The organism is Flavobacterium sp. WC2430 (assembly GCF_040822075.1).
Classification (GTDB): domain Bacteria; phylum Bacteroidota; class Bacteroidia; order Flavobacteriales; family Flavobacteriaceae; genus Flavobacterium.
In genome coordinates this window covers 238,740-263,037 of the sequence record NZ_CP162007.1, presented here as the reverse complement: position 1 = coordinate 263,037, position 24,298 = coordinate 238,740, and the positions used below count along the sequence as shown (strand labels likewise).

Sequence of the window (24,298 nt, the reverse complement as noted above, 5' to 3'; positions counted from 1 at the left end):
TTATCTTTTTAACGAAAAATGACCTCTGATTTCGGGGCTTTCAGAATCTAGTTTTAATACATACCAATAATCGGATGCAGGTAAATCAGCTCCATTAAAAGTGCCTTCCCATGTTGGGTTTGACGGATCTAAAATGGCAATTAGTTTTCCATAACGATCAAATAAGGTTACGGTGGCTTCGGGGTAATTTTCTAAACCTTTAACTTCCCAAAAATCATTAAAAGTGTCATTGTTAGGTGTGAAAAATTTAGGCATAATAATAGTAATGAATGTTTGACTATCAAAACTGCAATTTTTTGTATCTCTAACTGTTGCTGTTTGCAATCCGCTAGTGTATTTAGGAAAAACATTGGATCTTTGAAAATTAATTCCGTCAATCGAAAATTCAAAATAGTCAGCAGGAGTTTCAAGTTGAATCGAAATAGTGTTTTCCTCAATAAGCACCTCTTTTATTTTTGGCGCAGGATTTTCTATAACGGTAATTGTTTCGGTCAGAATACAGCTTTCTGGTGCTGGTCTTGTAACAGCTACAGTATAAGTGCCAGATGTATTTATCTCAATAGTAGGTGTAGTTTCATTTGTCGACCATAAATATTTAACTCCGTATAGAGAGCCAGCAATTGTTATTTTTTCATCTTTGCATTTTACTATGTTTTGATCTTGAAATTTTGGCAAGTCATAAACCACTACTTCTACTGGCAGCCTTGCTCCAGTGGTACAGTTTTTATTTACGGCTTCAATATAAAATGTGGTATTTGTACTTAAAAACCGAGTCAAACTATTTCCAATCCCAATCAACGAACTTCCTGTTGGTTCACTGTACCAATAAATAGTACCTTCACTTACTGATGCAGTGAGGGTGATGTCACCTTCACCACATAAAGAGAATTTGGAATTCGGAGTAGTTATAACTGGAATGTTTAATATAGTAGCGATAATAGGGGTTCTAGTTGCTGATTTTGTACATAAGGGATATTTTGTTTCCACATAATAGGTTGTGGTTTTTGTAATTTCGGGTGTGGTGAAACTAGTTCCTGTAGCAATTGCTGTTCCGCCATTTTCGGTTTCATACCAATTAATAGTCCCTAAATTGGAGGTTGCCCCCAATGTTAACGTACCAGTGCCACATCTTGAATCAGTTGAGGTTTCAGTGATTTGGGGTATAATAAGAGAAGTACTTGTAGCGATGTAAATCTCTGGGTCACCTGGCATCCCTCCGTATTCAACAATATATCCATTGGCTTGTTGGGATCCTTTGTATGATTCTCCATAGTAATTTATATCATTCCATGATCCCTTGGTGCCAAGACCATCATTTTCAACAATAATTGCATAATCTTCGTCTTCGTTATCGATATTGTATAGATTGTCTGGTTCGTAATAAGGAATCCCAGCATACCAATTGCGACTACTTCTATTCCAATTCACATAAGTGAGTGTTGATCCGATGCCGCGAGGGTTTGATCTGTAAACTCCAGGTGTCATTGTGCTTTCAAGATTGTAAAAAAATTGTATGCCTTTTTCGGGACCACTCATCCATCTCCAAATGCCTTCTTCAACTATGTCGGACCCTCCTATCCATCCTGTTCCTGATTGTTGTGTTGCTGCTAATTGATTTTCTTCGGCAGATAAAATAGTTACTAAATAGCCTTGTAATCCATAGTATTTTTTGGCATTTGCTAAGTCATTTGCAACTCCCCAATCCAATCCAAATTTTGGTGCGGGACCTGAACTTGGAACAAATTCATAAAAATGGTTGTTTGATGGTAAAAAACTAACTCTATCGACACTTATTGAAAAGGATCGGTTTCCAGTTGGCTTCAAGGAGGAATTTGTATATACAACATCTTTTACCGCATTAATGAATTCAGTATAGGAGACAAGTGAACCTGGATTTGAACTTGTAAGGGTAAGTCTTCCAGTATTTATATCCCAGTTTGCTATAATAGCAGGATGTGATCCCGTAAGTGATAATAAATCTTGTGTATCGTTGTAGCCAATTGAAATTTGGATATAAATAGCTTCTGTGCTTGTCTTTTCGGAATCATTTATAGTAAAGTCCGTTACAATATTTAAGCTGGTCTGCGGACAGTATATTTGATTTCCAGTTGCTTTTAAAATGGGTAATCCCGCATTTATTGTATGTGGAAATTGTTTTTTTGAAATGGTATAATTTAATTTTCCTTCTTTAGATGAAAGTGTATCTTTTTTTAAATCATAAAATGCATGATTAGCATACGTCATTTTTGAATTCAAAAACAACAATAGAATAATATACCTAAAAAACAGATTGCTTTTCATTTTATAAAAGTATTCTATTTTTTTGTAAAAGTAAATGAGTAGCTCTATTGTGTTTGTTTAAAGGTGTTTAAAAAATAATAATTTATCTTTTTAGCGAAAAATGACCTCTAATTTCGGGTTGTGTGTCGTCTAGTTTTAATACATACCAATAGTCATCTGCAGGTAAAAGGTTGGTGCTGTAACTGCCATCCCAGCTATATTTAACTGAGGTTAAATCTATTATTAATTTTCCATATCGATCAAAAATCTGAGCACTTGAATTGGGATAATCGCTCATTTCTTTTATTTTCCATACATCATTAAAACCGTCATTATTTGGTGTGAAATATTTTTGAATTGTAAAAATTGTAAAATCTTGTGCCACTAAGTTGCAATCATTGTTTTCTCTAACAAAAGCGGTATGTTGACCACTGGAAATAAAATAAAATTGATTTGAAACTTGAAAATCTAAGCCATTAATTGAATATTCAAAATAGCTTTCTGGATTTGCAAGCTCTATGGTAACTGAATTTTCATTAACCTCAATCGAACTAATAATAGGTTCTGGATGCTCTATTACGCTAATGTTCTTTTTCGATTCACAAGAAATAACAGTTGGGGAACTTATGGATACGCTGTAGTCACCAATAGTTGAAATTTCAATTGTCTGTGTGGTTTCTCCTCCTGGCCACCATAAATAAGTCATATTTGGAATGGATGCGTCTAGTATTTTCGTTTCACCTCGACACAAGACAACGTCTTGGTTCATAGTAGAAATAGGATATACAATTGCTGTAACTGGGATTCGGGAGCTTGGACATCCATCAGAAAACGCTTCAGCGTAATAGGTAGTTGTAGTATCTATATTAGGAGTCAAAAATGAATTTCCTGTAAATAATATAGAACCACCAATCGACTCTTTGTACCAATTAATATTGCCTACTGATGCAAATGCTTCTAGTATTACAGTTCCGGAGTCACATCGTGATGCTGCGGTTGTAACAATTACTGTAGGAGCAGCGTTGACTGTTGCAGTAACAGCAGTTCTTGTAGGACTTATGCATCCGTCTGAAATCGCATCGACATAATAAGTTGTTGTTGCGTTAATATTTGGGGTTGTAAATGAGCTCCCAGTGCGCAAGGAAGTTCCACCAGTGGATGTGGCATACCAATTGATCGTTCCTGCCGAAGCTACTGCTCCTAAAGTTGCAGGTCCAGATTCACAAACTATTGATGGAGTCGTTGATGTAATTGTTGGTATTGTTTTGATAGTTGCAATAACAGGAGTTCTAGTTGAAATGCATCCTGCATCCACATAATAGGTGGTAGTTGCATTTAATAAAGGGGTGTCAAAATTATTACCTGTTTGTAATATAGTGGTTGAAGTTGGAGAATCGTACCAATCGATAGTTCCAACTGAAGCTGTTGCATGAAGCGTCAAAGTACCAGGGCCACAATTCGTTGCAGGGATTGTTCCTGTTATTTTAGAAATTGTTATACTAGCACTTGCAGAAATTTGAAGAATTGGGTCTCCTGGCATGCCTCCATATTCCACAATATAGCCCTTAGGTTGGTAGTTCCCACTTGGGTCTCCAGATTCTCTTAGGTCATTCCAGGAGCCTTTAATTCCTACTCCGGGAGCTGTAATGTGTGCGTAATGTTCATTGTTGTTGGTGTTATTGGGTTCGTTTGTGTTCCAAAATGCAAAGTTAGGAGTGGAGCCGTTAGATGCGCCATTCCAAAATACAACACGATCTACAGCAGGGCCTGTTACCCATTTCCAAACACCTTCTGTTTCTGCATCGCTTCCACCAATCCAACCAGCACCTGCTGCTTGTTCTCCAGATATTTTTGCTTCATCTGCTGCCGTGATAGTTGCTAGATAGCCTTGTAAACCATAGTAATTACTTCCTTCAGCAGCTAGTTTTGCATTAGTCCAACTTATTCCTAAAAAAGGAACAAATTCGTAATAATGACCATTTCTAGGGAGATAATTGGCTTGACCAATACTAATTGAGAAATCTCTAGTTCCAGAAGGGGAGGTTGTAGAATTTGAGAATTCAACATCTTTAATGGCTGCAATAAAGTCTGCATATGTTACGGGTGTTCCGCTAATAGGGCTTGATAATTTTAGTTTGCCTTCATTTAAATTCCAAATGGCATTAATTGTTGGATGTGACAAAGGATTTGCTAATGACAATTGGTCTTGTCCGTTGACATATCCAGAAGATATTTGGATATAAATAGCATCTGTGCTGAAATCGTCAGGATCTGTGATTGTAACATCGGTGACAATTTTTAATGAGGTTTGCGGGCAATAAATTTGATTTCCGCTCGCTGTAATTATAGGAGCAATATTTGTTTGACAAGTTGCTGAAAAACCAGAAGTTAAATCTTTAAAAACAGTGTAACTGGCATTGTAATATGCTACATTATCAACTAAGATGCAAGATAAATCGGGGTTTAGAGTTGAGTCTAGGGCTAAATCATTTCCGTTCTTTAAGTTCAGTGTAATGAGTTTGTTGTTCTTGCAATATAACCGCGCAAGTTTTGTATTTTTAGAAACGTCCAAATCTGTTAATTGATTTTGTTCGCAACTTAAAAATGTTAAATTAATATTCTTTGAAACATCAAGGGTTTTTAAATTGTTTTGATCGCAAATCAAAACTTGTAAATTAATATTTTTTGAAATATCTAAATTGTTAAATTGATTTCCTATACTGGTTGCTAAATATGTCAAACTAGTAAAATCCTCTATTCCAGTCAGATCAAATATGTTTGCAAATTGAAGATTTAGGCTAGTAACTCCACTAATATTTGTTGTAAGAACTCTTCCGTCAATTGTTCCATTATCAATGCCTAAATTTATTAAAGCTTGCTCAAAATTCGCATCAGGAATTGATGTGTATTGGGCTTGTGCAGTAATATTTGCAAACAAAACAAGAAGGAAGAATAGTTTTTTCATAAATAAGTGACAAAATAATAATAAATCAATTAAACTATAGGATAATGTACCAATTATTTATTTTCTTAATTAGCAGGCCAATTCATTTTTTGAAATAAATCCCAAACAACAATTCCAGCACTAACAGAAATATTTAAGGAATGCTTTGTTCCTAATTGAGGAATTTCAATGCAACCATCACAAATTGCAACAGCTTCTTGTGAGACACCATGTACCTCGTTCCCGAAAACTAAAGCATATTTTTCGCCTTTTTCCAATTTGAAATCTTGAAGAAAAATGGCGCTTTCTACTTGCTCAATGGCAAGAGTTGTCACTTTTTGATTCTTTAAATTTTGAATTACATCTAATACATTATCATTATGTTCCCAAGTCACTGTATCAGTTGCGCCTAACGCTGTTTTGTGGATTTCTTTATTTGGTGGTGTAGCAGTTATGCCACACAAATATATTTTTTCTATTAAAAAAGCGTCAGCTGTTCTAAATACGGAACCTATATTGTGTAAACTGCGAACGTCATCCAAAACTAAAATCAATGGAGTTTTGTCAGATTTTTTAAAAGCTTCAATTGATTTTCGTTCCAACTCACTATTTTCTAGCTTTCTCATTTTTTAAGATTTGATCTAATAAAAAAAGCTTCCACTGTTAAGGGAAGCTTTTTTTTAATGTTTTTAAAATTTAGCTTTTTGAAGCATCATCTGCTAATACTACACCTTTTATAGTAAGGATTTTTGTAGCTTGTCCTTCAGCATTTGAAGTTACTGTTACCGTTTTTGTAAAAGCACCAACTCTGTCTGTAGCGTATTTTACACCAATAACCCCTTTTGCTCCTGGAGCAATTGGTTCTTTTGGAGTAGAAGGTACTGTACATCCACATGAACCTTGAGTATTTGTAATAATTAATGGTTTGTTACCATTATTAGTAAATACAAACTCACGTTTTCCATCTGCATTATGAGCAATTGTTCCGTAATCAATAGTTTCAGAAACAAACACCATTCCTGCGCCATCTACCTTTGCAACTTTAGCTGCAGTAGCTTTTATTTTTTTTGTAGTTTCTTGTGCTTGAGAAGAAGTTACTCCTAAAACAGTCAGCATAGCTAGTAAAATTATTTTTTTCATTTTTTTAAGTTTAAAATTGATTTAACAAATCTAAAGAAAAAATCATGCCAATGACTTAAAATTTCCTTAAAAGTATTTAATTTTTTTTCAAGTGTTCAGTTATTCGTATTTAAATATTTAAATTCGCTGATATTTTTCTCATATATCAAAACACATATAATTTGGCAGCTAAAGATAAAGTAGTTAAGGAAACGCCCTTAATGAAACAATATAACGACATAAAAAGGAAATATCCAGATGCTTGTTTGTTGTTTCGTGTAGGTGATTTTTATGAAACATTTGGAGATGATGCTGTTAGAGCTTCAAAAGTCCTTGGTATTACATTAACGAAACGTGGTGCAGGATCGGCAACTGAAACAGCACTAGCTGGTTTTCCACATCATTCTATTAATACCTATTTGCCAAAATTAGTTAAGGCTGGTCTTCGTGTAGCAATTTGTGATCAATTAGAAGATCCTAAAATGACTAAGTCTATTGTGAAACGTGGGGTGACAGAATTAGTTACTCCAGGAGTTTCCATGAATGATGAAGTATTACATTCTAAAACGAATAATTTTTTAGCGTCAATTTATTTTGCAAATAAATCGATTGGTATTTCTTTTTTGGATGTTTCTACAGGTGAATTCTTAACTGCACAAGGAAATGCGGAGTATATTGATAAGTTATTACAAAATTTCAATCCTTCGGAGGTTTTAATTCCCAAAAATTATAAGAATGAATTTCGAGATACTTTTGGGGAAGATTTTCATAATTTTTATCTGGAAGATTGGATTTATAAAGAAGATTATGCTTTAGAAACTTTAACGAAACATTTTCAAACTATTTCCCTTAAAGGATTTGGAATTGAAGATTTAAAAGAAGGGATTATAGCTTCAGGTGCTATTTTGTATTATTTATCTGAAACACAGCACAATAGAGTTCAGCATATTACTTCGATTCAACGAATAGCGGAAGATGCTTATGTTTGGATGGATCGTTTTACCATTCGTAACTTAGAATTATATCATAGTTATAACCCCAATGCGGTTACGCTTTTGGATGTTATAGATAAGACGCTTTCGCCAATGGGCGGGCGTTTGTTAAAAAGATGGTTGGCATTGCCATTAAAAGATGGAAATAAAATAAAAAACCGACATGAAGTAGTTTCTTATTTGAAAGAGAATCAAGAGGTTTTGCAGAAAATGCAATATCAAATTAAGCAAATTTCCGATTTGGAGCGTTTAATTTCTAAAATTGCAGCAGGAAAAGTATCGCCTCGGGAAGTAGTATACCTTAAAGAGTCGCTGGATGCCATTATTCCTATAAAAAAATTGGCATTAGAAAGCCCGCAAGAAGCAGTTAAGATTATTGGAGATAGTTTACATAGTTGCGAATTGTTACGTGAAAAAATTAAAACTACTTTAAATCAGGATGCGCCCGTGGCTATAGCCAAAGGAAATGCTATTGCTAAAGGTGTTAATGAAGAATTAGATGATTTACGTGCGATATCCATTTCGGGTAAAGAATTTCTGGAAGGAATTGAAGCTAGAGAGTCAGAACGAACAGGTATTTCATCATTAAAAATTTCATTTAATAATGTTTTTGGGTATTATATCGAAGTTAGAAATACCCATAAAGATAAAGTCCCGCCGGAATGGATTCGGAAACAAACCTTAGTTAATGCGGAACGTTATATTACGGAGGAGTTAAAAATATACGAAACTAAAATACTTGGAGCCGAAGAAAAGATTCATAAAATAGAATCGGAATTATTCGAGCAACTGGTAGCTTGGATTACCACTTATATCAAGCCTGTTCAGTTGAATGCTAATTTAGTAGCTCAGTTGGATTGTTTGTGTTCTTTTACGCAATTAGCAATTGAAAACAAGTATGTTTGTCCAATTCTTGACGAAACTTTTGAATTAGAGATTAAAAACGGAAGGCATCCTGTTATTGAGAAGCAATTGCCAGTAGGGACACCTTATATTGCTAATGATGTTTATCTAGATAGAGAAACACAACAATTGATAATGATTACTGGACCTAATATGTCTGGTAAATCGGCTATTTTGCGTCAAACTGCTTTGATTGTATTGTTAGGGCAAATGGGAAGTTTTGTTCCAGCTGATAGTGTTAGGATGGGAATAGTTGATAAGATATTTACAAGAGTAGGGGCTTCGGATAATATTTCGATGGGGGAATCTACTTTTATGGTGGAGATGAATGAAACGGCATCCATCTTGAATAATATTTCGGATCGAAGTTTGGTGCTCTTGGATGAAATTGGTAGAGGAACGAGTACTTATGACGGGATTTCAATTGCTTGGGCCATCGCAGAATATTTACATGAACATCCGTCAAAACCCAAGACTTTATTTGCGACACATTATCATGAGCTGAATGAAATGAGTGAATCATTGCCTAGAATACAGAATTATAATGTTTCAGTTAAGGAATTAAAAGACACTGTTCTTTTTATTAGAAAATTAGTCAAAGGAGGAAGTGCTCATAGTTTTGGAATTCATGTAGCAAAAATGGCAGGGATGCCTCAGATTGTAATTTTGAAAGCACAAAAACTCTTGAAGAAATTAGAAAGGAATCATTCCAGTGAAGCATTAAATGGAATTAAGTCAGACAAGGATGAAATGCAAATGAGTTTCTTTAATTTAGATGATCCGTTGTTAGAAGAAATTAAAGAAGAGATATTAAATTTAGATATAAATACAGTAACGCCGGTGGAGGCTTTAATGAAATTAAACGAAATAAAAAGAATGCTGACAAGAAAGTAATTTTTTTTATTTTTAAAGTTTAGGTTATCAGAAGTTTAACTTTTATCTTGATTTTTTTTGTGAAAAAGGCTTGCGTAATTCAATAAATGTCTTAAATTTGCATCCGCAATACAGAACAAGTATCGCGGTTCTTTTTAACGATTGAAAATGCGAAAATAGCTCAGTTGGTAGAGCGCGACCTTGCCAAGGTCGAGGTCGCGGGTTCGAGCCCCGTTTTTCGCTCGACACCACATAATGCTCGGATGGTGAAATTGGTAGACACGCTGGACTTAAAATCCAGTGAACAGCAATGTTCGTGCGGGTTCAAGTCCCGCTCTGAGTACTAAAGCCTCTTCTTTTGAAGAGGCTTTTTTTTTGTCTATATAGAAAATTCATAAATATCACTTAAATAAAATATGGGTTCTTTTGTTATTAGTAAAAGGTTTAGCGGAGATTATAAATTTGAGTTTACTTCTAGAAAAGGAAAAACAATTTTCACTAGTAATGCATATGAATTAAGAATGGATTGTGAGGCTGATGCGGAGCATATCCGGTCGGTTTTTGAAACTTGTTCTTACGTGAAGTTTAAAACTACTAAAGGGAAGTTCTTTTTCAGGGTTGTAGTTGATGGTGTTGTCAAGGCAACTAGTAGAAAATATACCACAGAGTTGATGGTTCAAAAAGGAATTGATGAAATAGTCAAATATGGTTCAAAAGCAGAAATATTAGATTTCTCCAATGATGATTTTATATTTGAAGATTAGGGAAATTTTATGGTAAAGTAAAAAGGAGGGATCAATCCCAAAACCTGTGGAGCAACAAAAATTAAGCATAAATATTTGTTAGTCTAAAAAGGAAAAACTCAATGTTCCTAACACCTCTAAATTGAGATCTAAACGCTTTTATTTTGGCGTTGAAAGATTCAGCTGATGCATTTGTGCTTCGATAATCAAAATAGTTCAATATGTTTTGATAATGATTGATTATGGTTCGAGATATTGTATTGAAAGACTTAAACCCAGATTGACTTACCTTTTCATGCCATTTTGCAAGTCTAGCAAAACCGATTATTTTATCGGCTGTACTTTCAAAAATGTTGCGTAATCCTTGAGATAGATTGTAAGCCTCTTTGATATCAGGATATAATTCAAATAATAAATGGGCACGTTGTAATTGATTTTCAGACCATTTTGATTTATTCTTGTATAAGAAATAGCGACTTCTGGCTAGTAATTGTTTAAGTGTATCCCCGTTAGTCAACACTACAGATTCGAACTTTTTCTTGTTTTCCTTGGCTTTTTCTATAGCTTCATTTTCCTGATCTATTGCTTGCCAACGGTATTTGATTCTGATTTCTTGTAAGGCCTCTGTGGCCAATTTTTGAACGTGGAATCTATCGATGACACGAGTTGCATTAGGAAAACATTTCTTGGCAATTAACCCCATATTTCCTGCCATATCTAGGGTTATCGGATCAATCCCAAAACCTGTGGAGCAACAAAAATTAAGCATAAATATTTGTTAGTCTAAAAAGGAAAAACTCAATGTTCCTAACACCTCTAAATTGAGATCTAAACGCTTTTATTTTGGCGTTGAAAGATTCAGCTGATGCATTTGTGCTTCGATAATCAAAATAGTTCAATATGTTTTGATAATGATTGATTATGGTTCGAGATATTGTATTGAAAGACTTAAACCCAGATTGACTTACCTTTTCATGCCATTTTGCAAGTCTAGCAAAACCGATTATTTTATCGGCTGTACTTTCAAAAATGTTGCGTAATCCTTGAGATAGATTGTAAGCCTCTTTGATATCAGGATATAATTCAAATAATAAATGGGCACGTTGTAATTGATTTTCAGACCATTTTGATTTATTCTTGTATAAGAAATAGCGACTTCTGGCTAGTAATTGTTTAAGTGTATCCCCGTTAGTCAACACTACAGATTCGAACTTTTTCTTGTTTTCCTTGGCTTTTTCTATAGCTTCATTTTCCTGATCTATTGCTTGCCAACGGTATTTGATTCTGATTTCTTGTAAGGCCTCTGTGGCCAATTTTTGAACGTGGAATCTATCGATGACACGAGTTGCATTAGGAAAACATTTCTTGGCAATTAACCCCATATTTCCTGCCATATCTAGGGTTATCTCTGTGACTAGATTTCGTTGTTTAAGAGGTATCTTTTCAATGATAGCGATTACTGTTTCAGCTTTAGTTCCAGCAACCATTGCAACGATGGTTCCTTTTCTACCTTTTGCTGCTTTATTAGTTAGAATTGTATAGAGCTCACCGTTGGATAGTGAGGTTTCGTCCAATGACAGTCTTTTTCCAATGTTTTCAGGAAAAATAAGCCATTCTTTTGCGTGTGGTTTTTGATTCCAGATTTTAAAATCACTTAAGAAATCTTTGTAATGATGTTGCAGATTCTTACCGCTTACACCGTAGAAAGAAGCAATAGCATTGCAATCATTAGGCTTGGAATCTATTGATTTCTTTTAAAAAAGACGCGAACTCCTGTGTTACCCGAGTTCCGTCTGCTACTAAATTCCAATCCCTAAATACAACTTGTCCACTATCTTCGTTAAGCCATCTTCTGCGGGTGATATGTAGATAAACTTGATGTCCACGGATTGGAAAATCTTGAACAGTTATCTCATCAAAGAATCCTTTTGAACTTAATTTGTTTTGACGATATTCTTTTGGAATCGAATTAATCTCTTTTAAATAAAGATGAAGAATTTCTTCCCCTTTTTTATATGAAGTAAGTTCAAAATAATCAACTATAATTTCTGGTAACAATAACTTGAGAAGTTCAACAAAAGAATCTTGCATTTGTATTAAATTTATAAATACAAATATCTTAATTTAATATTTCCCCACAACATTTAGACTTGATCCGGGTTATCTCTGTGACTAGATTTCGTTGTTTAAGAGGTATCTTTTCAATGATAGCGATTACTGTTTCAGCTTTAGTTCCAGCAACCATTGCAACGATGGTTCCTTTTCTACCTTTTGCTGCTTTATTAGTTAGAATTGTATAGAGCTCACCGTTGGATAGTGAGGTTTCGTCCAATGACAGTCTTTTTCCAATGTTTTCAGGAAAAATAAGCCATTCTTTTGCGTGTGGTTTTTGATTCCAGATTTTAAAATCACTTAAGAAATCTTTGTAATGATGTTGCAGATTCTTACCGCTTACACCGTAGAAAGAAGCAATAGCATTGCAATCATTAGGCTTGGAATCTATTGATTTCTTTTAAAAAAGACGCGAACTCCTGTGTTACCCGAGTTCCGTCTGCTACTAAATTCCAATCCCTAAATACAACTTGTCCACTATCTTCGTTAAGCCATCTTCTGCGGGTGATATGTAGATAAACTTGATGTCCACGGATTGGAAAATCTTGAACAGTTATCTCATCAAAGAATCCTTTTGAACTTAATTTGTTTTGACGATATTCTTTTGGAATCGAATTAATCTCTTTTAAATAAAGATGAAGAATTTCTTCCCCTTTTTTATATGAAGTAAGTTCAAAATAATCAACTATAATTTCTGGTAACAATAACTTGAGAAGTTCAACAAAAGAATCTTGCATTTGTATTAAATTTATAAATACAAATATCTTAATTTAATATTTCCCCACAACATTTAGACTTGATCCAAAAGGAGCTCTTGATTAATTAATCAAGAGCTCCTTTTTTATGACTGTAAATAAATTATGTAAAATAAAAAAGCCATCTCGCTAAGCGGATGGCTTTAAAATTTTTAGAATTAAATTCTAATTATTTTTTTGCAGCTTCAGTAGCAGTAGCAGCAGCTTCAGTAGCAACAGCAGCAGCAGAATCAACAACAACAGCAGCAGAATCAACTACAGCAGCAGCAGAATCAACAACAACAGCAGCAGAATCAACTACAGCAGAAGCGTCTTCTGCAGAAGCGTCAGCTTTTTTACATGATACAACAGTCAAAACAGCAACAGCAGCTAAACTTAAAAATACTTTTTTCATCTTAATTTAATATAAAGGTTAATTATTAATTCGACGCAAAGATATAAAATTTTTGATATGTAAATTATTTTTTCAATTTTTTTTTAAAATAATATGCAATTTAATTTTTTACTAAATATTGTAAAATTAGAAGTAGCAAAAAATGGAGTTGTTTCGGACTGGATTTAAACGATTTTATTGTTTCTTGTAAATAGAAATTAAGTCATAGTATTCTGTATATGAGGTGTTTATGATTTATTAGGTCAACTTGATTGAGACCTGTGATTATTCCTTTAGCGGTACTGTTTTAAGATTTGTGGATACTGAATTAGAAGTAAATGGCTAAGGCAATTATCTAAAAAATTTAATGGAAGTTTATTTTTTGTAAAAATTAAAAAAATAGCCTTATTTATTGCGATATAATCAAAGCGTTTTTTATCACTTTTACATGCTTTTTTAGGAGATGTTATTCATGATGCTATTTGTTGCTCCTTTATTCATTAATACAAAAGTGCTACAAATATGTCCTTGTTCGCTTCTGAAAGCTTCATCAAGAACAAGGTTTTTAAAGATCCTATTAAGTTCACTTGTTTTAGAAATAGATACGCAACCACCAATGTTTACTAAAGCAATTGCTTCAGCAAAACGGGAGTAATTAGGGCCAATCACTATTGGAACTCCAAAAGTGGCTGGTTCTAATAGATTGTGAACTCCAGATTTTCCAAATCCTCCACCTACATAAGCGATGTCAGCATAGCTATAGATTTTTGTTAGAATGCCGATTGTGTCTATTATAAAGACATCATAATCTGAAAGATTTTTGCCTTCCATTTCAGTGAATAGAACCACTTTTTTTGAAATCTTATTTTTTAATTCTTCTATTTGTTCTTTTTTGATGTTATGAGGTGCAATAATGAACTTTACATTTAAGGTGTTCTTATTTATAAAGTCAAGTAAAAGAGTTTCGTCTTTTGGCCATGAACTGCCTACAACGATAGTCAAGGTATCGTTTTTAAAATCGGATATAAATTGTAGCGTATTGTCTTTTTCTAGAATAGCTGCCACTCTGTCAAAACGGGTGTCTCCTGAAATAACAACATTAGTTTTTCCTAATTGCTGTAATAATAATTTGGACTTCTCATTTTGAACAAAAAAATAGGTAAAACTGTCTAACGCTTTTCTGTAAAAACCGCCATACCATTTAAAAAACATTTGGTTTTCTCTGAAAATACCTGAAATTAAATACGTGGGTGTGTTTTGTTTTTTTAATTCACTCAAATAGTTCAGCCAATATTCATATTTAATAAAAAACGCTTTTTCTGGATTAACAATTTCTAGGAATCTTTTCGCGTTTTTCTTGGTGTCCAAAGGGAGATAGACGGTTACATCGGCAATGGTATTGTTTTTGCGAACTTCGTATCCCGAGGGTGAAAAAAAGGTAACTACAATTTTATGTAAAGGATACTCGTTTTTAATTCTTTCAATTATGGGAATTCCTTGCTCGTATTCTCCTAATGAAGCCGCATGAAACCAAAATGATTTGTCTTGGGGTTTGATTTGTTCTTCTAGAATTTGAAAAACATTTTCTCGTCCATTGACAAAAAGTTTGATTTTTGGGTTAAAAAGAGAGATAAATTTTAACAGTGGACCCGTAATTTGTATCACGATGTTATAAAGAAAAAGCATACCAGAAATTTTATTTTGCTAAAATACAGTTTCTTTTGTTTATCATTTAAATCTTAGTGCTTAAATTCATATTTTTGCAATTAAGAGTTTTGATAAAGTTCAAATTAATCAGTTCAATTTAATGTTAAAAGGCTAAGAATTAACCCCAAAACAGCAATTTTTGTGTTTTGTGCTTTTTTTAATTTTTAGATGAATTGGTTTTAATAAAATATAAATGAAAAAAATTCAAATGGTTGACCTAAAAAGTCAATATGATAAAATTTCGGCTGTTGTAAATGAGTCTATCCAAGAAGTTTTAAACACAAATACCTATATCAACGGTCCTCAAGTGCATCATTTTCAAAAAACATTAGAGGATTATCTAGATGTTAAGCATGTAATTCCATGTGCAAACGGGACGGATGCTTTGCAAATCGCCATGATGGGATTGGGTTTGAAGCCAGGAGATGAAGTTATTACTGCTGATTTTACGTTTGCTGCAACGGTAGAGGTAATTGCTTTGTTGCAATTGACACCAGTTTTAGTAGATGTGGATCTACATAATATGAATATTTCTATTGAAGAAATAAAACGTGCCATTACTCCAAAAACAAAAGCAATTGTACCAGTTCATTTATTTGGACGAGCGGCCAATATGGAAGCGATTATGGCAGTTGCCAAGGAATATAATTTATATGTTATAGAGGATAATGCACAAGCGATTGGTGCCAACTGTAAATTCTCGGATGGTGCTAAAAAGAAAGCAGGTACTATTGGTCATGTTGGAGCTACTTCATTTTTTCCATCTAAAAATTTAGGGTGCTATGGTGATGGTGGCGCTATTTTTACTAATGATGATGCTTTAGCACATACATTGCGTGGAATTGTAAATCACGGAATGTACGAGCGCTATCACCATGATGTAGTAGGAGTGAATTCCCGTTTAGATAGTATTCAAGCTGCTGTTTTAAATGCTAAATTACCTTTGTTAGATGAATATAATAAAGCAAGACAAGATGCAGCTAGAAAGTATTCACTTGCATTTGTAGGACATAAAAACATTATTGCGCCAAACATTTGTGACATTTGTGATTGTCATGTTTTTCATCAATATACCTTGCGCATTATAGATGCGGATAGAGATGGATTAATGCAGCATTTATTAGATAAAGGAATTCCTTGTGCTATTTATTATCCAATTCCGTTACACTCTCAAAAAGCGTATATGGATGTTCGTTACAAAGAAGAAAATTTTCCTGTAACGAATCAATTGGTAAAAGAAGTTATTTCGTTACCGATGCATACAGAGCTTGATGATGAACAAATAAAATTCATTACGGACAGTGTTTTAGAGTTTTTAAAATAAGCAAAATGGAGACGCGATTTATCGCGTCTTTTTTATAAAATGAAATGAGAACTCTCATTTTAATTAAAAATAAATTATGAAAATACTTGTAACAGGAGGTTTGGGTTTTATAGGTTCACATACTGTTGTAGAATTACAAAATCAAGGTTTTGATGTACTAATTGTAGATGATTTGTCAAATACATCACTAAGTGTATTGGATGGAATTTCAAATATAACTGGAAAAATCCCAGCATTCGAAAAGTTAGATTTAAGAGATAAAACTAAGGTACAAGCGTTTTTTAATAGACACCACGATATAACAGGAGTAATTCACTTTGCAGCTTCAAAAGCAGTTGGAGAAAGTGTTGGAAATCCATTGTTGTATTATGAAAATAACCTAAGTACGCTAATCTATATTTTGCAGGAATTAGAGAAAAAAGAGGAGGCTAGTTTTATTTTTAGTTCTTCTTGTACGGTGTATGGTCAAGCCGAAAAAATGCCAATTACGGAGGATGCTCCTGTTCAAACAGCAATGTCACCATACGGAAATACAAAGCAAATAGGAGAGGAAATTATTATTGATACGGCCAAGGTTACTAATATCAATGCTATTTTATTGCGTTATTTCAATCCGATTGGAGCACATCCTTCTGGAGAAATTGGTGAGTTGCCTCTTGGAGTTCCTCAAAATTTGGTCCCTTTTATTACCCAAACAGGAATGGGTATCAGAACAGAACTCTCGGTATATGGGGATGATTATCCTACAGCTGACGGAACTGCCGTACGTGATTATATTCACGTAGTCGATTTGGCGAAAGCCCATGTAATTGCTTTACAACGATTATTGAATAAAAAGAATCTAGAAAAAGTAGAGACTTTCAATTTAGGAACAGGAACTGGAAGTTCTGTCTTAGAAGTAATTCATGCTTTCGAAAAAATAAGCGGACAAAAATTACCGTATAAACTAGTTGATCGTAGAGAAGGTGATGTTATTGAGGCGTATGCTAATACTGAGAAAGCCAATACTGTTTTAGGATGGAAAGCACAATCTACATTAGAGGAAGCGATGGCAAGTGCTTGGAAGTGGGAACAAAAAGTGAGAAAAGCAAAATAATGATAAAGAAAAGTGTACTGTTTTTGAGTTTAATTTTTATAGTATCATGTAAAAGTTATGATGTAAAAAAAAATAATATGCCAATTCAAAAACAGTTTACTTTGTCTGGTGAAAAAACAATTGTTATTGGGCACCGTGGTACTCCTGGATATTTGCCAGAACATACTATAGAAGGGTATAGCAATGCTATAAAAATGGGAGCTGATTTTATCGAACCTGATTTAGTTGTAACCAAAGATGGTTTTCTCGTTGTTCGTCATGAACCCATGTTGTCAGGAACAACAAATGTTTCAGAAATGCCCGAGTTTGCTTCTAAAAAAACAACCAAAAACATTGATGGAAAACTAATAACGGATTGGTTTGTGTCTGACTTTACCTTGGCAGAGATAAAAAAATTGCGTGCGAAACAGGCTTTTGCCGAAAGGCCACAAGAATTCAATAACTTGTATTCCATTCCCACATTTGAACAAGTTATTGCTTTGGCAAAACAAAAATCAAAAGAGTTAGGAAGGACTATTGGGATTTATCCAGAAACAAAACACCCTTCATTTCATGAAGCGCTAAACTTACCCATTACAGATAAATTATTAACGGCATTAGAAGCAGCTGGCTGGAATAATAGTGAGGCTCCAGTATTTGTTCAATCTTTTGAAGTTTCTAACTTACAATACATTAGATCCAAATCAACTGTAAAAACTATTCAGTTGCTAGGGTGCTATGATGTTGCTCTAAACGGGGACTTAATTTTTTCAGTACCTAAAGGAGAATTGATTTCTGATGGAATGCCTTATGATTGGTATTTAAAAGGGGATACTAGAGATTTTGGATTTTTCATCACGCCCAAAGGATTGGATTTTGTAAAAACCTACGCCACTGGAATTGGTCCTTGGAAACCTTTTATTATTCCTTATACAGCAACTGACGTAAATAAGGATGGTATTGCAGATGATAAAAATGCCGATGGTAAAATTAATGAAGCCGATAAAATGGCATTACCGCCTACAAGCTTAATTAATGAAGCACATAAAAGAGGATTGCAAGTGCATGCCTATACTTTTAGAAATGAAAGCCATCGTTTGTTAAGTGATTACAATAACAACCCCCTTTTAGAATATCAAGCTTTTTATAGGCTAGGTTTGGATGGGGTATTTTCAGACTTTACTGATACGGCTATTCAAGCGAGGTCATTGGATTTAAAATAGGTTGATACCCATATTAAAATAAAAAAGGCTGTCAATTGACAGCCTTTAATTCGATTATTTTGAAACTGCTTCTTTCATTTTTTCACCAGCTTCATCCATTTTTGCAGCTCCTTTTTCAAGAGTTTCTCCAACTTTTACTTTAGTGGAGTCAACCGCAGCATCAATTTTGACGGCAGCTGTATCCATTGCTTCATCCATTTCGTCGCCAACAGCTTCTGTGGCTTCTCCCATTTTATCTTGTGTTTTTTCTTTACAAGAGGTCATTAATGCCAAGACAAGGGCTAAACTTAAAAGTACTTTTTTCATTTTTTTTAATGTTTTGATAATTAATTGTTTTAGAAGAACAAGAGTGTTAAATGTACAACTTTTTACTCAAAAAAGTTTTTTTAGAAATTATCACAAAAAAAAATCCTCACAAAAATTAATTTATGAGGATGATATTGAAGCCTGTTTTAAATTAAAATAGGAGTTGAATATTAATTAAGCATTTGCTGTAACCGCTTCTTTGTCGATTTTCCCAATCAAACCTGCTAATACTTTTCCTGGCCCAACTTCAGTAAATAAAGTAGCCCCATCTTTTATCATTTGTTGTACTGATTGCGTCCATTTCACAGGAGCAGTCAATTGTATGATTAAGTTTTTCTTGATTTCATTGGCGTCAGAAACTGCAGTTGCAGTAACATTTTGATACACTGGACAAATAGGAGTAGAGAACGTAGTTGCTTCAATAGCCGCTGCTAGTTCTTCTCTTGCTGGTTCCATCATAGGGGAGTGAAAAGCACCACCTACAGGTAATAATAATGCGCGTTTTGCACCTGCTGCTTTCATTGCTTCACAAGCTTTTTCAACTGCAGTTGTTTCTCCAGAAATTACTAGTTGTCCAGGGCAGTTGTAGTTTGCAGCCACAACAACTCCGTCAATTGAGGCACAAACTTCTTCAACAATATTGTCTGCAAGTCCTAAAACTGCTGCCATTGTTGAAGGTTTGATTTCGCATGCTTTTTGCATTGCCAAGGCTCTTTGAGAAACTAATTTTAATCCGTCTTCAAATGATAAAGCACCGTTAGCTACTAATGCTGAAAATTCACCTAATGAATGTCCCGCTACCATTTCAGGTTTGAAATCAGCTCCTAATGTTTTAGCTAAAATAACCGAATGCAAGAAAACAGCTGGTTGTGTCACTTTAGTTTCTTTCAATTCTTCAGCAGTTCCTTCAAACATGATGTCTGTAATGCGGAAACCTAATATTTCATTTGCTTTCTCAAATAATTCTTTGGCTAATGGAGAGTTTTCATATAAGTCTTTTCCCATTCCTGTGAATTGCGCTCCTTGACCTGGAAATACGTATGCTTTCATATTTTTTATTTAAAGTTTAAGGTTTAAGTTCTTTAAATTACAACAACAAAACCGACTGCAAAAATAGTATTTTTTTTAGGAGCACCAACAATAGTTGTTCTTTGGAACACTTCTCCTGCTGTTCGCTACAATCTCTGCGAGGATTTTCGCTGCCATCAGGGCTAAATATAGCGAACTTTAATTTCAACACATAAAAAAAGCGCTGCTCGACACAACGCTTTTGCAATAGAATTGCATTTTTTTGAAATAGGAATTTTAAATAAAACTACAGCGTAATTGATTGTATAATTTGTAACAATTCATTGTTTAAATCGGTGTTTGTAATTCCTTCTTTTTCGTCAAAATTTTCATGGAAACTAGGTAAAGAAAAACTTCCTTTTACCACTGCGCCTTGAAAAGGGAAACGATTTTTTGCTATTTCTAAAACAGAAGCTCCACCTCTTGGTCCTGGTGAAGTTGCCATGATAAGCGTTTGTTTTTCTTGGAATGTTTTAGAATGGATTCTCGAAGTCCAATCAAAAATATTTTTAAAAGCAGTAGAGTATGCACCATTGTGTTCTGCAAATGAAATGACTAGCAAATCAGCGCTCCCTAGTTTAGCAAAAAAATCCTTGGCTAATTCTGGAATCCCATTTGCTGTTTCTTTGTCCATAGAAAAAATGGGCATTTCATAATCATTCAAATCCAAAACTTCAACAGTTGCATTTTTAAATTGCTCGGCAGCATAAACTGCCAATTGTTTGTTTATAGAGGTAGTACTTGATGAAGCACCAAAAGCGATAATTTTTTTCATTTTATTTGTTTTTGTAATAAGTCAAAGCACCCGAAGGGCATTTATTTACGGTTTCAATTATTTTTTCAGTCGAAGAACCTTCAATTTTTATCCAAGGTTTCTCTTTGGGTTGAAATACATCTGGATTGTTTCTAACACAGTTTCCAGAATGAATGCATTTCCCAGATTGCCATACAACGGTAACTTCACCATTGGTATATTCTTTTTTAATGTCTTTTGGATCCATAATTATAGTGTTGTATTGATTATAATATTGTTTTTTAATATTTTAGAAACGGGACATTTTTCAGCAATTATTAAAAGCCTTTTCTTAATGTCTTCTTCAATATCCTTTGAAAAACTAATGGAGCGTGAAATTGTTGTAGTCAGCTCGGGATCGTTTTCTTGGTAAAAGTTTAAAGAAACATTTATTTCTGGAATATCCCAACCTTTGCGGTCAATATACATTCGTAAAGTAGATAACGTACAGCCTGCTAGTGATGCTAGGAGTGTAGAGTAAGGATCTGGACCAAGATCTTTTCCTTCAATACTATCGGGCTCATCCATTATAAGTTTACCGTTTCGCCATGTGATGGTACAGAAATACTTTTGAGTTCCAATATGTCCAGTAATGTTATTCTCTAATACATTTTCCATGTTATAATACGTCGTTTAAAGTCGTATTTTTATCAAAAACATTTTTGGCAAATGGGCATAAAGGGAGAATTTTAATTCCTCTTTCGCGTGCATAAGCAACAGCACTTTCGACCATTTGTTTTCCGAATCCCTTTCCGTTTTGGTTCGAGTTGACTTCAGTATGATCAATAATAATTTGGTGCTCACCTGCAAAAATAAATGTCATTTTAGCTTGAAGCTTCCCTTCATTTTCTATGTAGAAAAAACCTTTTTTATCGTTTACTTCTAGTTTTATATCCTGTGTCATCGTTTCTTTTTTACTTTATAAACTTAATATTTCATTGGAACTTCCATTAATAAAATTTCAGCCTCAGTTGTCATTTTTATTTCTAATGAATTGACATCCCAAATTCCAAAACCATCACGAGTTTCTAATTCTTGTCCGTTAATGGTCAACTTACCAGAAAGGATAAAGGCATAAACGCCATTTCCTTCTTTTTTTAGATCATAAGTAACAACACTGTCTTTGTCAAATTTACCCAAATGAAACCAAGCATCTTGATGAATCCATACGCCATCGTCTTCTGGATTTGGTGATAGGATTTGTTGTAATTTATTATTACGGTCTTCTTTATTTAAAGAGATTTGTTGGTAACGAGGAGTGACATTGCGTTTGTTTGGAAAAACCCAAATTTGTAATGACTTTGTTTTTAAATCGGCATTAGGATTGAATTCACTGTGTTGGATTCCGGTTCCAGCACTCATTACTTGCACATCTCCATTTTTGATTGTAGCGGCATTTCCCATGCTGTCTTTGTGTGCTAAATCACCTTCTAGCGGAATAGTGATGATTTCCATATTATCGTGTGGATGCGTTCCAAAACCCATTCCTTCTCCTATAATATCATCGTTTAAAACGCGAAGTGCGCCAAATTGTACTCTTTCAGGATTATACCAACTTCCAAAACTAAAACTAAAATTAGCTTTCAACCATCCGTGATCAGCATGTCCTCTTGTATTCGCTTTATGTAAAACTGTATTTTTCATCTTGTATAAATTTAGTGATTTTTATACTACAAATTTACAAATAGTGAAGGGGGAAAGCACTTAACCTAGATTAAGAAAAGGAGTGCAGGATAAAAAGGGTTCCGTAAATAACTACTTTCTAAGTAGTCGAGATTTCATTTTGCTAAAAAATTCAGGAGTAACACCTATATAGGATGCAATTTGTTTTTGAGGAACTTTTTGGATAAGTGTTGGGTATCTTTTGCAAAATTTATCAAAGCGCTCTTCAGCAGATAGGCTTAAGTTGTCCATTAAACGCTCTTGATTGGCTACCAATGAATTTTCGGTTAGGATTCTAAAAAAGCGCTCTAGTTTTGGTATTTCGCTGTATAATAGTTCTTGATTTTCTTTAGAAAGAAAAACAATTTCGGCATCTTCTAGTACTTCAATAAAAAGATTTCCTGGCTTTTGTGATATTAAACTATACATATCTCCAATCCAATAGCCTTCACAGGCAAAATTAAGTACATGCTCTACTATATTATCATTGATATTAAAGCTTCTCAGCAGTCCAGAATTTACAAAATAGGAATGGGTACAAATTTCTCCTGAGTTCAGCAAAATAGTCTTTGCCTTAAAATGATGTACTCCAATTTTTGATAAAAATAATTGCTGCTCCTCAGGTGTGAGCAGGATATGTTTTGCAATATTTTGAAGTATTAAAGGCATCTTATAAGGTTTCAGATGCTAAGATAATAGTTTTTAATAAAATTCGTTTGCTTGTTTTATAACGAATAATTTTTAAACATATAAATCCATAATAATCTAGAAAAACGGATATTAAAAGAAGCCATTGCTATGATTACAAAGGCGATGATAGCAATAATACGTAAGTCGAATGTTTCTACAAAGAAAAATTGGGCTATAACGTAGGTTGCAATTGATTGTGCAACAGTTAGTCCATAATTGACATACATGGCGCCAAAAAAGTAACCGGGTTCTTTCTCGAATTTATAATGGCAGTGAGAGCAACTTTGATTCATCTTTGGAAACCCAATGTTAAAAAAGATACTTTTTTCATTGAAAACCTTACCTTTATTACAGTGAGGACATTCATTATTTAGGATGTGAACAAGTGAATTTGCCATTTTTTTTTTTTTTTTTTCAAAGGTATTCCATCATTCTCTTCTAGCTATTTTATATATTCGCTAGTTATAGCACAATAAAGACATTTTGTACAGTATGAAAAAATATCCTATTTACAACATACAACAGTTCAATTGCAATTCAGTCAACAGTGATTTTTATATCAATACGTTTAAGAATCATTTAGTGACTCATAGTTTTGTAGAAAAACCGCATCGGCATGATTTTTATTTATTAGTCTTTTTTACAGCTGGTTCAGGCAGTCACGAGGTGGATTTTGATAAGTTTAAAGTGCAACCTGGAAGTATTTTTGTTTTGCAACCAGGGCAAATGCATCACTGGAATTTATCAGAAGACGTAGATGGTTTTGTTGTTTTTTATTCAAAAGAAATGTACAATCTCTATTTTGGACAAAAAGACGTAGACAGTTTTCCTTTTTACTTTTCGGTGAACACCAAATCAGAAATTTTATTAACAGATCAAGAATCAATAGCACTACAGCCGTTGTTTAAAATGATGCTTGCGGAAAGTTTAGAAAATAAAATTTTTAAGCAAGACAAAATCTTGAATTTATTGGATTGTATTCATATTGAATTGGCTCGAAAATACAATGAAACCGTAGTACCTGAAGTACATGCCTACAATAGTAAAATCAAGCAATTTGGGCAATTAGTAGAAAAAAAATTTATTGATGAAAAAGCAGCCTCTTTTTATGCAGATGCACTGAATATTAGCTTAAAGCATCTCAATAGAATTTGTAATGAAATCTTAAAAAAGACAACGACTCAGGTTATAACAGACAGAATAATTCTGGAAGCAAAACGCATGTTGATGAATAAAAACTTAACCATAAACGAAATTGCTACCAAATTAGGTTACGATGATTACTCTTATTTTGTGCGTTTGTTTAAGAAAAATACTTCGATGACTCCAAAGGGATTTCGACTATCAAAGCAATAA

Annotated in this window: 26 protein-coding genes and 2 tRNA genes; 8 read left to right on the top strand and 20 right to left on the bottom strand. The window is 33.8% G+C overall.

Going from position 1 to position 24,298, the window contains the following annotated elements; translation table 11 throughout:
- The 4 genes from AB3G36_RS01240 to AB3G36_RS01225 all read right to left on the bottom strand — a co-directional run bounded on the left by AB3G36_RS01240 (position 1) and on the right by AB3G36_RS01225 (position 6,364).
- The gene (locus AB3G36_RS01240) at positions 1-2,301 is read right to left on the bottom strand and encodes a T9SS type B sorting domain-containing protein (protein ID WP_367755209.1); all 2,301 of its coding nucleotides are present in this window, start codon (positions 2,299-2,301) and stop codon (positions 1-3) included.
- Positions 2,302-2,383: 82 nt separating this feature from the next.
- Positions 2,384-5,245: a T9SS type B sorting domain-containing protein gene (locus tag AB3G36_RS01235; RefSeq protein ID WP_367755207.1), complete on the bottom strand. Its 2,862-nt coding sequence runs from the start codon at positions 5,243-5,245 to the stop codon at positions 2,384-2,386.
- 65 nt (positions 5,246-5,310) lie between these two features.
- Positions 5,311-5,850, bottom strand: a complete 540-nt coding sequence (locus AB3G36_RS01230; RefSeq protein WP_367755205.1) for an RNA methyltransferase — start codon at positions 5,848-5,850, stop codon at positions 5,311-5,313.
- A gap of 70 nt (positions 5,851-5,920) precedes the next feature.
- Positions 5,921-6,364, bottom strand: a complete 444-nt coding sequence (locus AB3G36_RS01225; RefSeq protein ID WP_367755203.1) for a DUF1573 domain-containing protein — start codon at positions 6,362-6,364, stop codon at positions 5,921-5,923.
- Positions 6,365-6,525: 161 nt separating this feature from the next.
- Between AB3G36_RS01225 and mutS the strand changes: the two genes are divergently transcribed.
- The 4 genes from mutS to AB3G36_RS01205 all read left to right on the top strand — a co-directional run bounded on the left by mutS (position 6,526) and on the right by AB3G36_RS01205 (position 9,875).
- Positions 6,526-9,132: a DNA mismatch repair protein MutS gene (gene mutS, locus AB3G36_RS01220; RefSeq protein ID WP_367755201.1), complete on the top strand. Its 2,607-nt coding sequence runs from the start codon at positions 6,526-6,528 to the stop codon at positions 9,130-9,132.
- Positions 9,133-9,281: 149 nt separating this feature from the next.
- Positions 9,282-9,354 (top strand) — tRNA-Gly (locus AB3G36_RS01215).
- Positions 9,355-9,368: 14 nt separating this feature from the next.
- Positions 9,369-9,454 (top strand) — tRNA-Leu (locus AB3G36_RS01210).
- 73 nt (positions 9,455-9,527) lie between these two features.
- Positions 9,528-9,875, top strand: coding sequence for a DUF1508 domain-containing protein (locus AB3G36_RS01205; protein WP_367755200.1), 348 nt, complete (start codon positions 9,528-9,530; stop codon positions 9,873-9,875).
- A gap of 61 nt (positions 9,876-9,936) precedes the next feature.
- Here AB3G36_RS01205 and AB3G36_RS01200 read toward each other — a convergent pair whose 3' ends face one another.
- The 7 genes from AB3G36_RS01200 to AB3G36_RS01170 form a co-directional block, all read right to left on the bottom strand.
- On the bottom strand, positions 9,937-10,623 hold the full coding sequence (locus AB3G36_RS01200; protein ID WP_367755198.1) for a transposase: 687 nt from the start codon (positions 10,621-10,623) through the stop codon (positions 9,937-9,939).
- Positions 10,616-11,569 carry a transposase gene (locus AB3G36_RS01195; RefSeq protein WP_367757913.1) on the bottom strand — a complete coding sequence of 318 codons (954 nt, stop codon included), beginning with the start codon at positions 11,567-11,569 and terminating at the stop codon, positions 10,616-10,618. Before AB3G36_RS01195 ends, AB3G36_RS01200 begins: the two co-directional genes overlap by 8 nt.
- Positions 11,570-11,582: 13 nt before the next feature.
- The gene (locus tag AB3G36_RS01190; RefSeq protein WP_367753414.1) at positions 11,583-11,945 is read right to left on the bottom strand and encodes a transposase; all 363 of its coding nucleotides are present in this window, start codon (positions 11,943-11,945) and stop codon (positions 11,583-11,585) included.
- A 28-nt stretch (positions 11,946-11,973) separates the two neighbouring features.
- Positions 11,974-12,186: a hypothetical protein gene (locus AB3G36_RS01185; RefSeq protein ID WP_367755195.1), complete on the bottom strand. Its 213-nt coding sequence runs from the start codon at positions 12,184-12,186 to the stop codon at positions 11,974-11,976.
- A gap of 154 nt (positions 12,187-12,340) precedes the next feature.
- A complete protein-coding gene (locus AB3G36_RS01180) occupies positions 12,341-12,703 on the bottom strand; it encodes a transposase (RefSeq protein WP_367753414.1) in 363 nt (120 codons plus the stop codon).
- 187 nt (positions 12,704-12,890) lie between these two features.
- Positions 12,891-13,115 (bottom strand): hypothetical protein, encoded by a 225-nt coding sequence (locus tag AB3G36_RS01175; protein WP_367755193.1) that lies wholly within the window; start codon positions 13,113-13,115, stop codon positions 12,891-12,893.
- A 435-nt stretch (positions 13,116-13,550) separates the two neighbouring features.
- Positions 13,551-14,780, bottom strand: a complete 1,230-nt coding sequence (locus tag AB3G36_RS01170) for a 3-deoxy-D-manno-octulosonic acid transferase (protein ID WP_367755191.1) — start codon at positions 14,778-14,780, stop codon at positions 13,551-13,553.
- A gap of 214 nt (positions 14,781-14,994) precedes the next feature.
- Here AB3G36_RS01170 and AB3G36_RS01165 point away from each other — a divergent pair, with 214 nt between their 5' ends.
- From AB3G36_RS01165 to AB3G36_RS01155, 3 genes are all read left to right on the top strand, one after another.
- A complete protein-coding gene (locus tag AB3G36_RS01165; RefSeq protein ID WP_367755189.1) occupies positions 14,995-16,125 on the top strand; it encodes a DegT/DnrJ/EryC1/StrS family aminotransferase in 1,131 nt (376 codons plus the stop codon).
- 76 nt (positions 16,126-16,201) lie between these two features.
- The gene (galE, locus tag AB3G36_RS01160; protein ID WP_367755187.1) at positions 16,202-17,221 is read left to right on the top strand and encodes a UDP-glucose 4-epimerase GalE; all 1,020 of its coding nucleotides are present in this window, start codon (positions 16,202-16,204) and stop codon (positions 17,219-17,221) included.
- A 77-nt stretch (positions 17,222-17,298) separates the two neighbouring features.
- The gene (locus AB3G36_RS01155; RefSeq protein WP_367755185.1) at positions 17,299-18,423 is read left to right on the top strand and encodes a glycerophosphodiester phosphodiesterase; all 1,125 of its coding nucleotides are present in this window, start codon (positions 17,299-17,301) and stop codon (positions 18,421-18,423) included.
- 54 nt (positions 18,424-18,477) lie between these two features.
- Here AB3G36_RS01155 and AB3G36_RS01150 read toward each other — a convergent pair whose 3' ends face one another.
- The 9 genes from AB3G36_RS01150 to AB3G36_RS01110 form a co-directional block, all read right to left on the bottom strand.
- Complete coding sequence (locus tag AB3G36_RS01150) at positions 18,478-18,729, bottom strand: hypothetical protein (protein WP_367755183.1); 252 nt, start codon at positions 18,727-18,729, stop codon at positions 18,478-18,480.
- Positions 18,730-18,903: 174 nt separating this feature from the next.
- Positions 18,904-19,779 carry an ACP S-malonyltransferase gene (gene fabD / locus AB3G36_RS01145; protein ID WP_367755181.1) on the bottom strand — a complete coding sequence of 292 codons (876 nt, stop codon included), beginning with the start codon at positions 19,777-19,779 and terminating at the stop codon, positions 18,904-18,906.
- 265 nt (positions 19,780-20,044) lie between these two features.
- The gene (locus AB3G36_RS01140; protein ID WP_367755179.1) at positions 20,045-20,572 is read right to left on the bottom strand and encodes an NADPH-dependent FMN reductase; all 528 of its coding nucleotides are present in this window, start codon (positions 20,570-20,572) and stop codon (positions 20,045-20,047) included.
- A 1-nt stretch (position 20,573) separates the two neighbouring features.
- A complete protein-coding gene (locus tag AB3G36_RS01135; protein ID WP_367755178.1) occupies positions 20,574-20,798 on the bottom strand; it encodes a (4Fe-4S)-binding protein in 225 nt (74 codons plus the stop codon).
- Between the two features lie 2 nt (positions 20,799-20,800).
- Positions 20,801-21,208 (bottom strand): OsmC family protein, encoded by a 408-nt coding sequence (locus tag AB3G36_RS01130; protein ID WP_367755176.1) that lies wholly within the window; start codon positions 21,206-21,208, stop codon positions 20,801-20,803.
- A 1-nt stretch (position 21,209) separates the two neighbouring features.
- Complete coding sequence (locus AB3G36_RS01125; protein WP_367755174.1) at positions 21,210-21,494, bottom strand: GNAT family N-acetyltransferase; 285 nt, start codon at positions 21,492-21,494, stop codon at positions 21,210-21,212.
- Positions 21,495-21,517: 23 nt separating this feature from the next.
- Positions 21,518-22,234, bottom strand: a complete 717-nt coding sequence (locus AB3G36_RS01120; protein WP_367755172.1) for a pirin family protein — start codon at positions 22,232-22,234, stop codon at positions 21,518-21,520.
- Between the two features lie 111 nt (positions 22,235-22,345).
- Positions 22,346-22,921 (bottom strand): Crp/Fnr family transcriptional regulator, encoded by a 576-nt coding sequence (locus tag AB3G36_RS01115; protein ID WP_367755170.1) that lies wholly within the window; start codon positions 22,919-22,921, stop codon positions 22,346-22,348.
- A gap of 56 nt (positions 22,922-22,977) precedes the next feature.
- Positions 22,978-23,340: a DUF983 domain-containing protein gene (locus AB3G36_RS01110; protein WP_367755168.1), complete on the bottom strand. Its 363-nt coding sequence runs from the start codon at positions 23,338-23,340 to the stop codon at positions 22,978-22,980.
- 94 nt (positions 23,341-23,434) lie between these two features.
- Between AB3G36_RS01110 and AB3G36_RS01105 the strand changes: the two genes are divergently transcribed.
- Entirely contained in the window at positions 23,435-24,298 is an 864-nt protein-coding gene (locus AB3G36_RS01105; protein ID WP_367755166.1) for an AraC family transcriptional regulator, read from the top strand.

Excerpts from the sequence above, each read along its gene's own strand:
- AB3G36_RS01110 (WP_367755168.1), bottom strand. The coding sequence starts at position 23,340 with ATGGCAAATTCACTTGTTCACATCCTAAATAATGAATGTCCTCACTGT.
- AB3G36_RS01180 (WP_367753414.1), bottom strand. The coding sequence starts at position 12,703 with ATGCAAGATTCTTTTGTTGAACTTCTCAAGTTATTGTTACCAGAAATT.
- AB3G36_RS01115 (WP_367755170.1), bottom strand. The coding sequence starts at position 22,921 with ATGCCTTTAATACTTCAAAATATTGCAAAACATATCCTGCTCACACCT.
- AB3G36_RS01130 (WP_367755176.1), bottom strand. The coding sequence starts at position 21,208 with ATGGAAAATGTATTAGAGAATAACATTACTGGACATATTGGAACTCAA.
- AB3G36_RS01140 (WP_367755179.1), bottom strand. The coding sequence starts at position 20,572 with ATGAAAAAAATTATCGCTTTTGGTGCTTCATCAAGTACTACCTCTATA.
- AB3G36_RS01105 (WP_367755166.1), top strand. The coding sequence starts at position 23,435 with ATGAAAAAATATCCTATTTACAACATACAACAGTTCAATTGCAATTCA.
- galE (WP_367755187.1), top strand. The coding sequence starts at position 16,202 with ATGAAAATACTTGTAACAGGAGGTTTGGGTTTTATAGGTTCACATACT.
- AB3G36_RS01155 (WP_367755185.1), top strand. The coding sequence starts at position 17,299 with ATGCCAATTCAAAAACAGTTTACTTTGTCTGGTGAAAAAACAATTGTT.
- AB3G36_RS01165 (WP_367755189.1), top strand. The coding sequence starts at position 14,995 with ATGAAAAAAATTCAAATGGTTGACCTAAAAAGTCAATATGATAAAATT.
- AB3G36_RS01150 (WP_367755183.1), bottom strand. The coding sequence starts at position 18,729 with ATGAAAAAAGTACTTTTAAGTTTAGCCCTTGTCTTGGCATTAATGACC.
- AB3G36_RS01125 (WP_367755174.1), bottom strand. The coding sequence starts at position 21,494 with ATGACACAGGATATAAAACTAGAAGTAAACGATAAAAAAGGTTTTTTC.
- fabD (WP_367755181.1), bottom strand. The coding sequence starts at position 19,779 with ATGAAAGCATACGTATTTCCAGGTCAAGGAGCGCAATTCACAGGAATG.
- AB3G36_RS01230 (WP_367755205.1), bottom strand. The coding sequence starts at position 5,850 with ATGAGAAAGCTAGAAAATAGTGAGTTGGAACGAAAATCAATTGAAGCT.
- AB3G36_RS01175 (WP_367755193.1), bottom strand. The coding sequence starts at position 13,115 with ATGAAAAAAGTATTTTTAAGTTTAGCTGCTGTTGCTGTTTTGACTGTT.
- AB3G36_RS01120 (WP_367755172.1), bottom strand. The coding sequence starts at position 22,234 with ATGAAAAATACAGTTTTACATAAAGCGAATACAAGAGGACATGCTGAT.
- AB3G36_RS01190 (WP_367753414.1), bottom strand. The coding sequence starts at position 11,945 with ATGCAAGATTCTTTTGTTGAACTTCTCAAGTTATTGTTACCAGAAATT.
- AB3G36_RS01205 (WP_367755200.1), top strand. The coding sequence starts at position 9,528 with ATGGGTTCTTTTGTTATTAGTAAAAGGTTTAGCGGAGATTATAAATTT.
- AB3G36_RS01170 (WP_367755191.1), bottom strand. The coding sequence starts at position 14,780 with ATGCTTTTTCTTTATAACATCGTGATACAAATTACGGGTCCACTGTTA.
- AB3G36_RS01135 (WP_367755178.1), bottom strand. The coding sequence starts at position 20,798 with ATGGATCCAAAAGACATTAAAAAAGAATATACCAATGGTGAAGTTACC.
- AB3G36_RS01240 (WP_367755209.1), bottom strand. The coding sequence starts at position 2,301 with ATGAAAAGCAATCTGTTTTTTAGGTATATTATTCTATTGTTGTTTTTG.
- AB3G36_RS01235 (WP_367755207.1), bottom strand. The coding sequence starts at position 5,245 with ATGAAAAAACTATTCTTCCTTCTTGTTTTGTTTGCAAATATTACTGCA.
- AB3G36_RS01225 (WP_367755203.1), bottom strand. The coding sequence starts at position 6,364 with ATGAAAAAAATAATTTTACTAGCTATGCTGACTGTTTTAGGAGTAACT.
- AB3G36_RS01200 (WP_367755198.1), bottom strand. The coding sequence starts at position 10,623 with ATGCTTAATTTTTGTTGCTCCACAGGTTTTGGGATTGATCCGATAACC.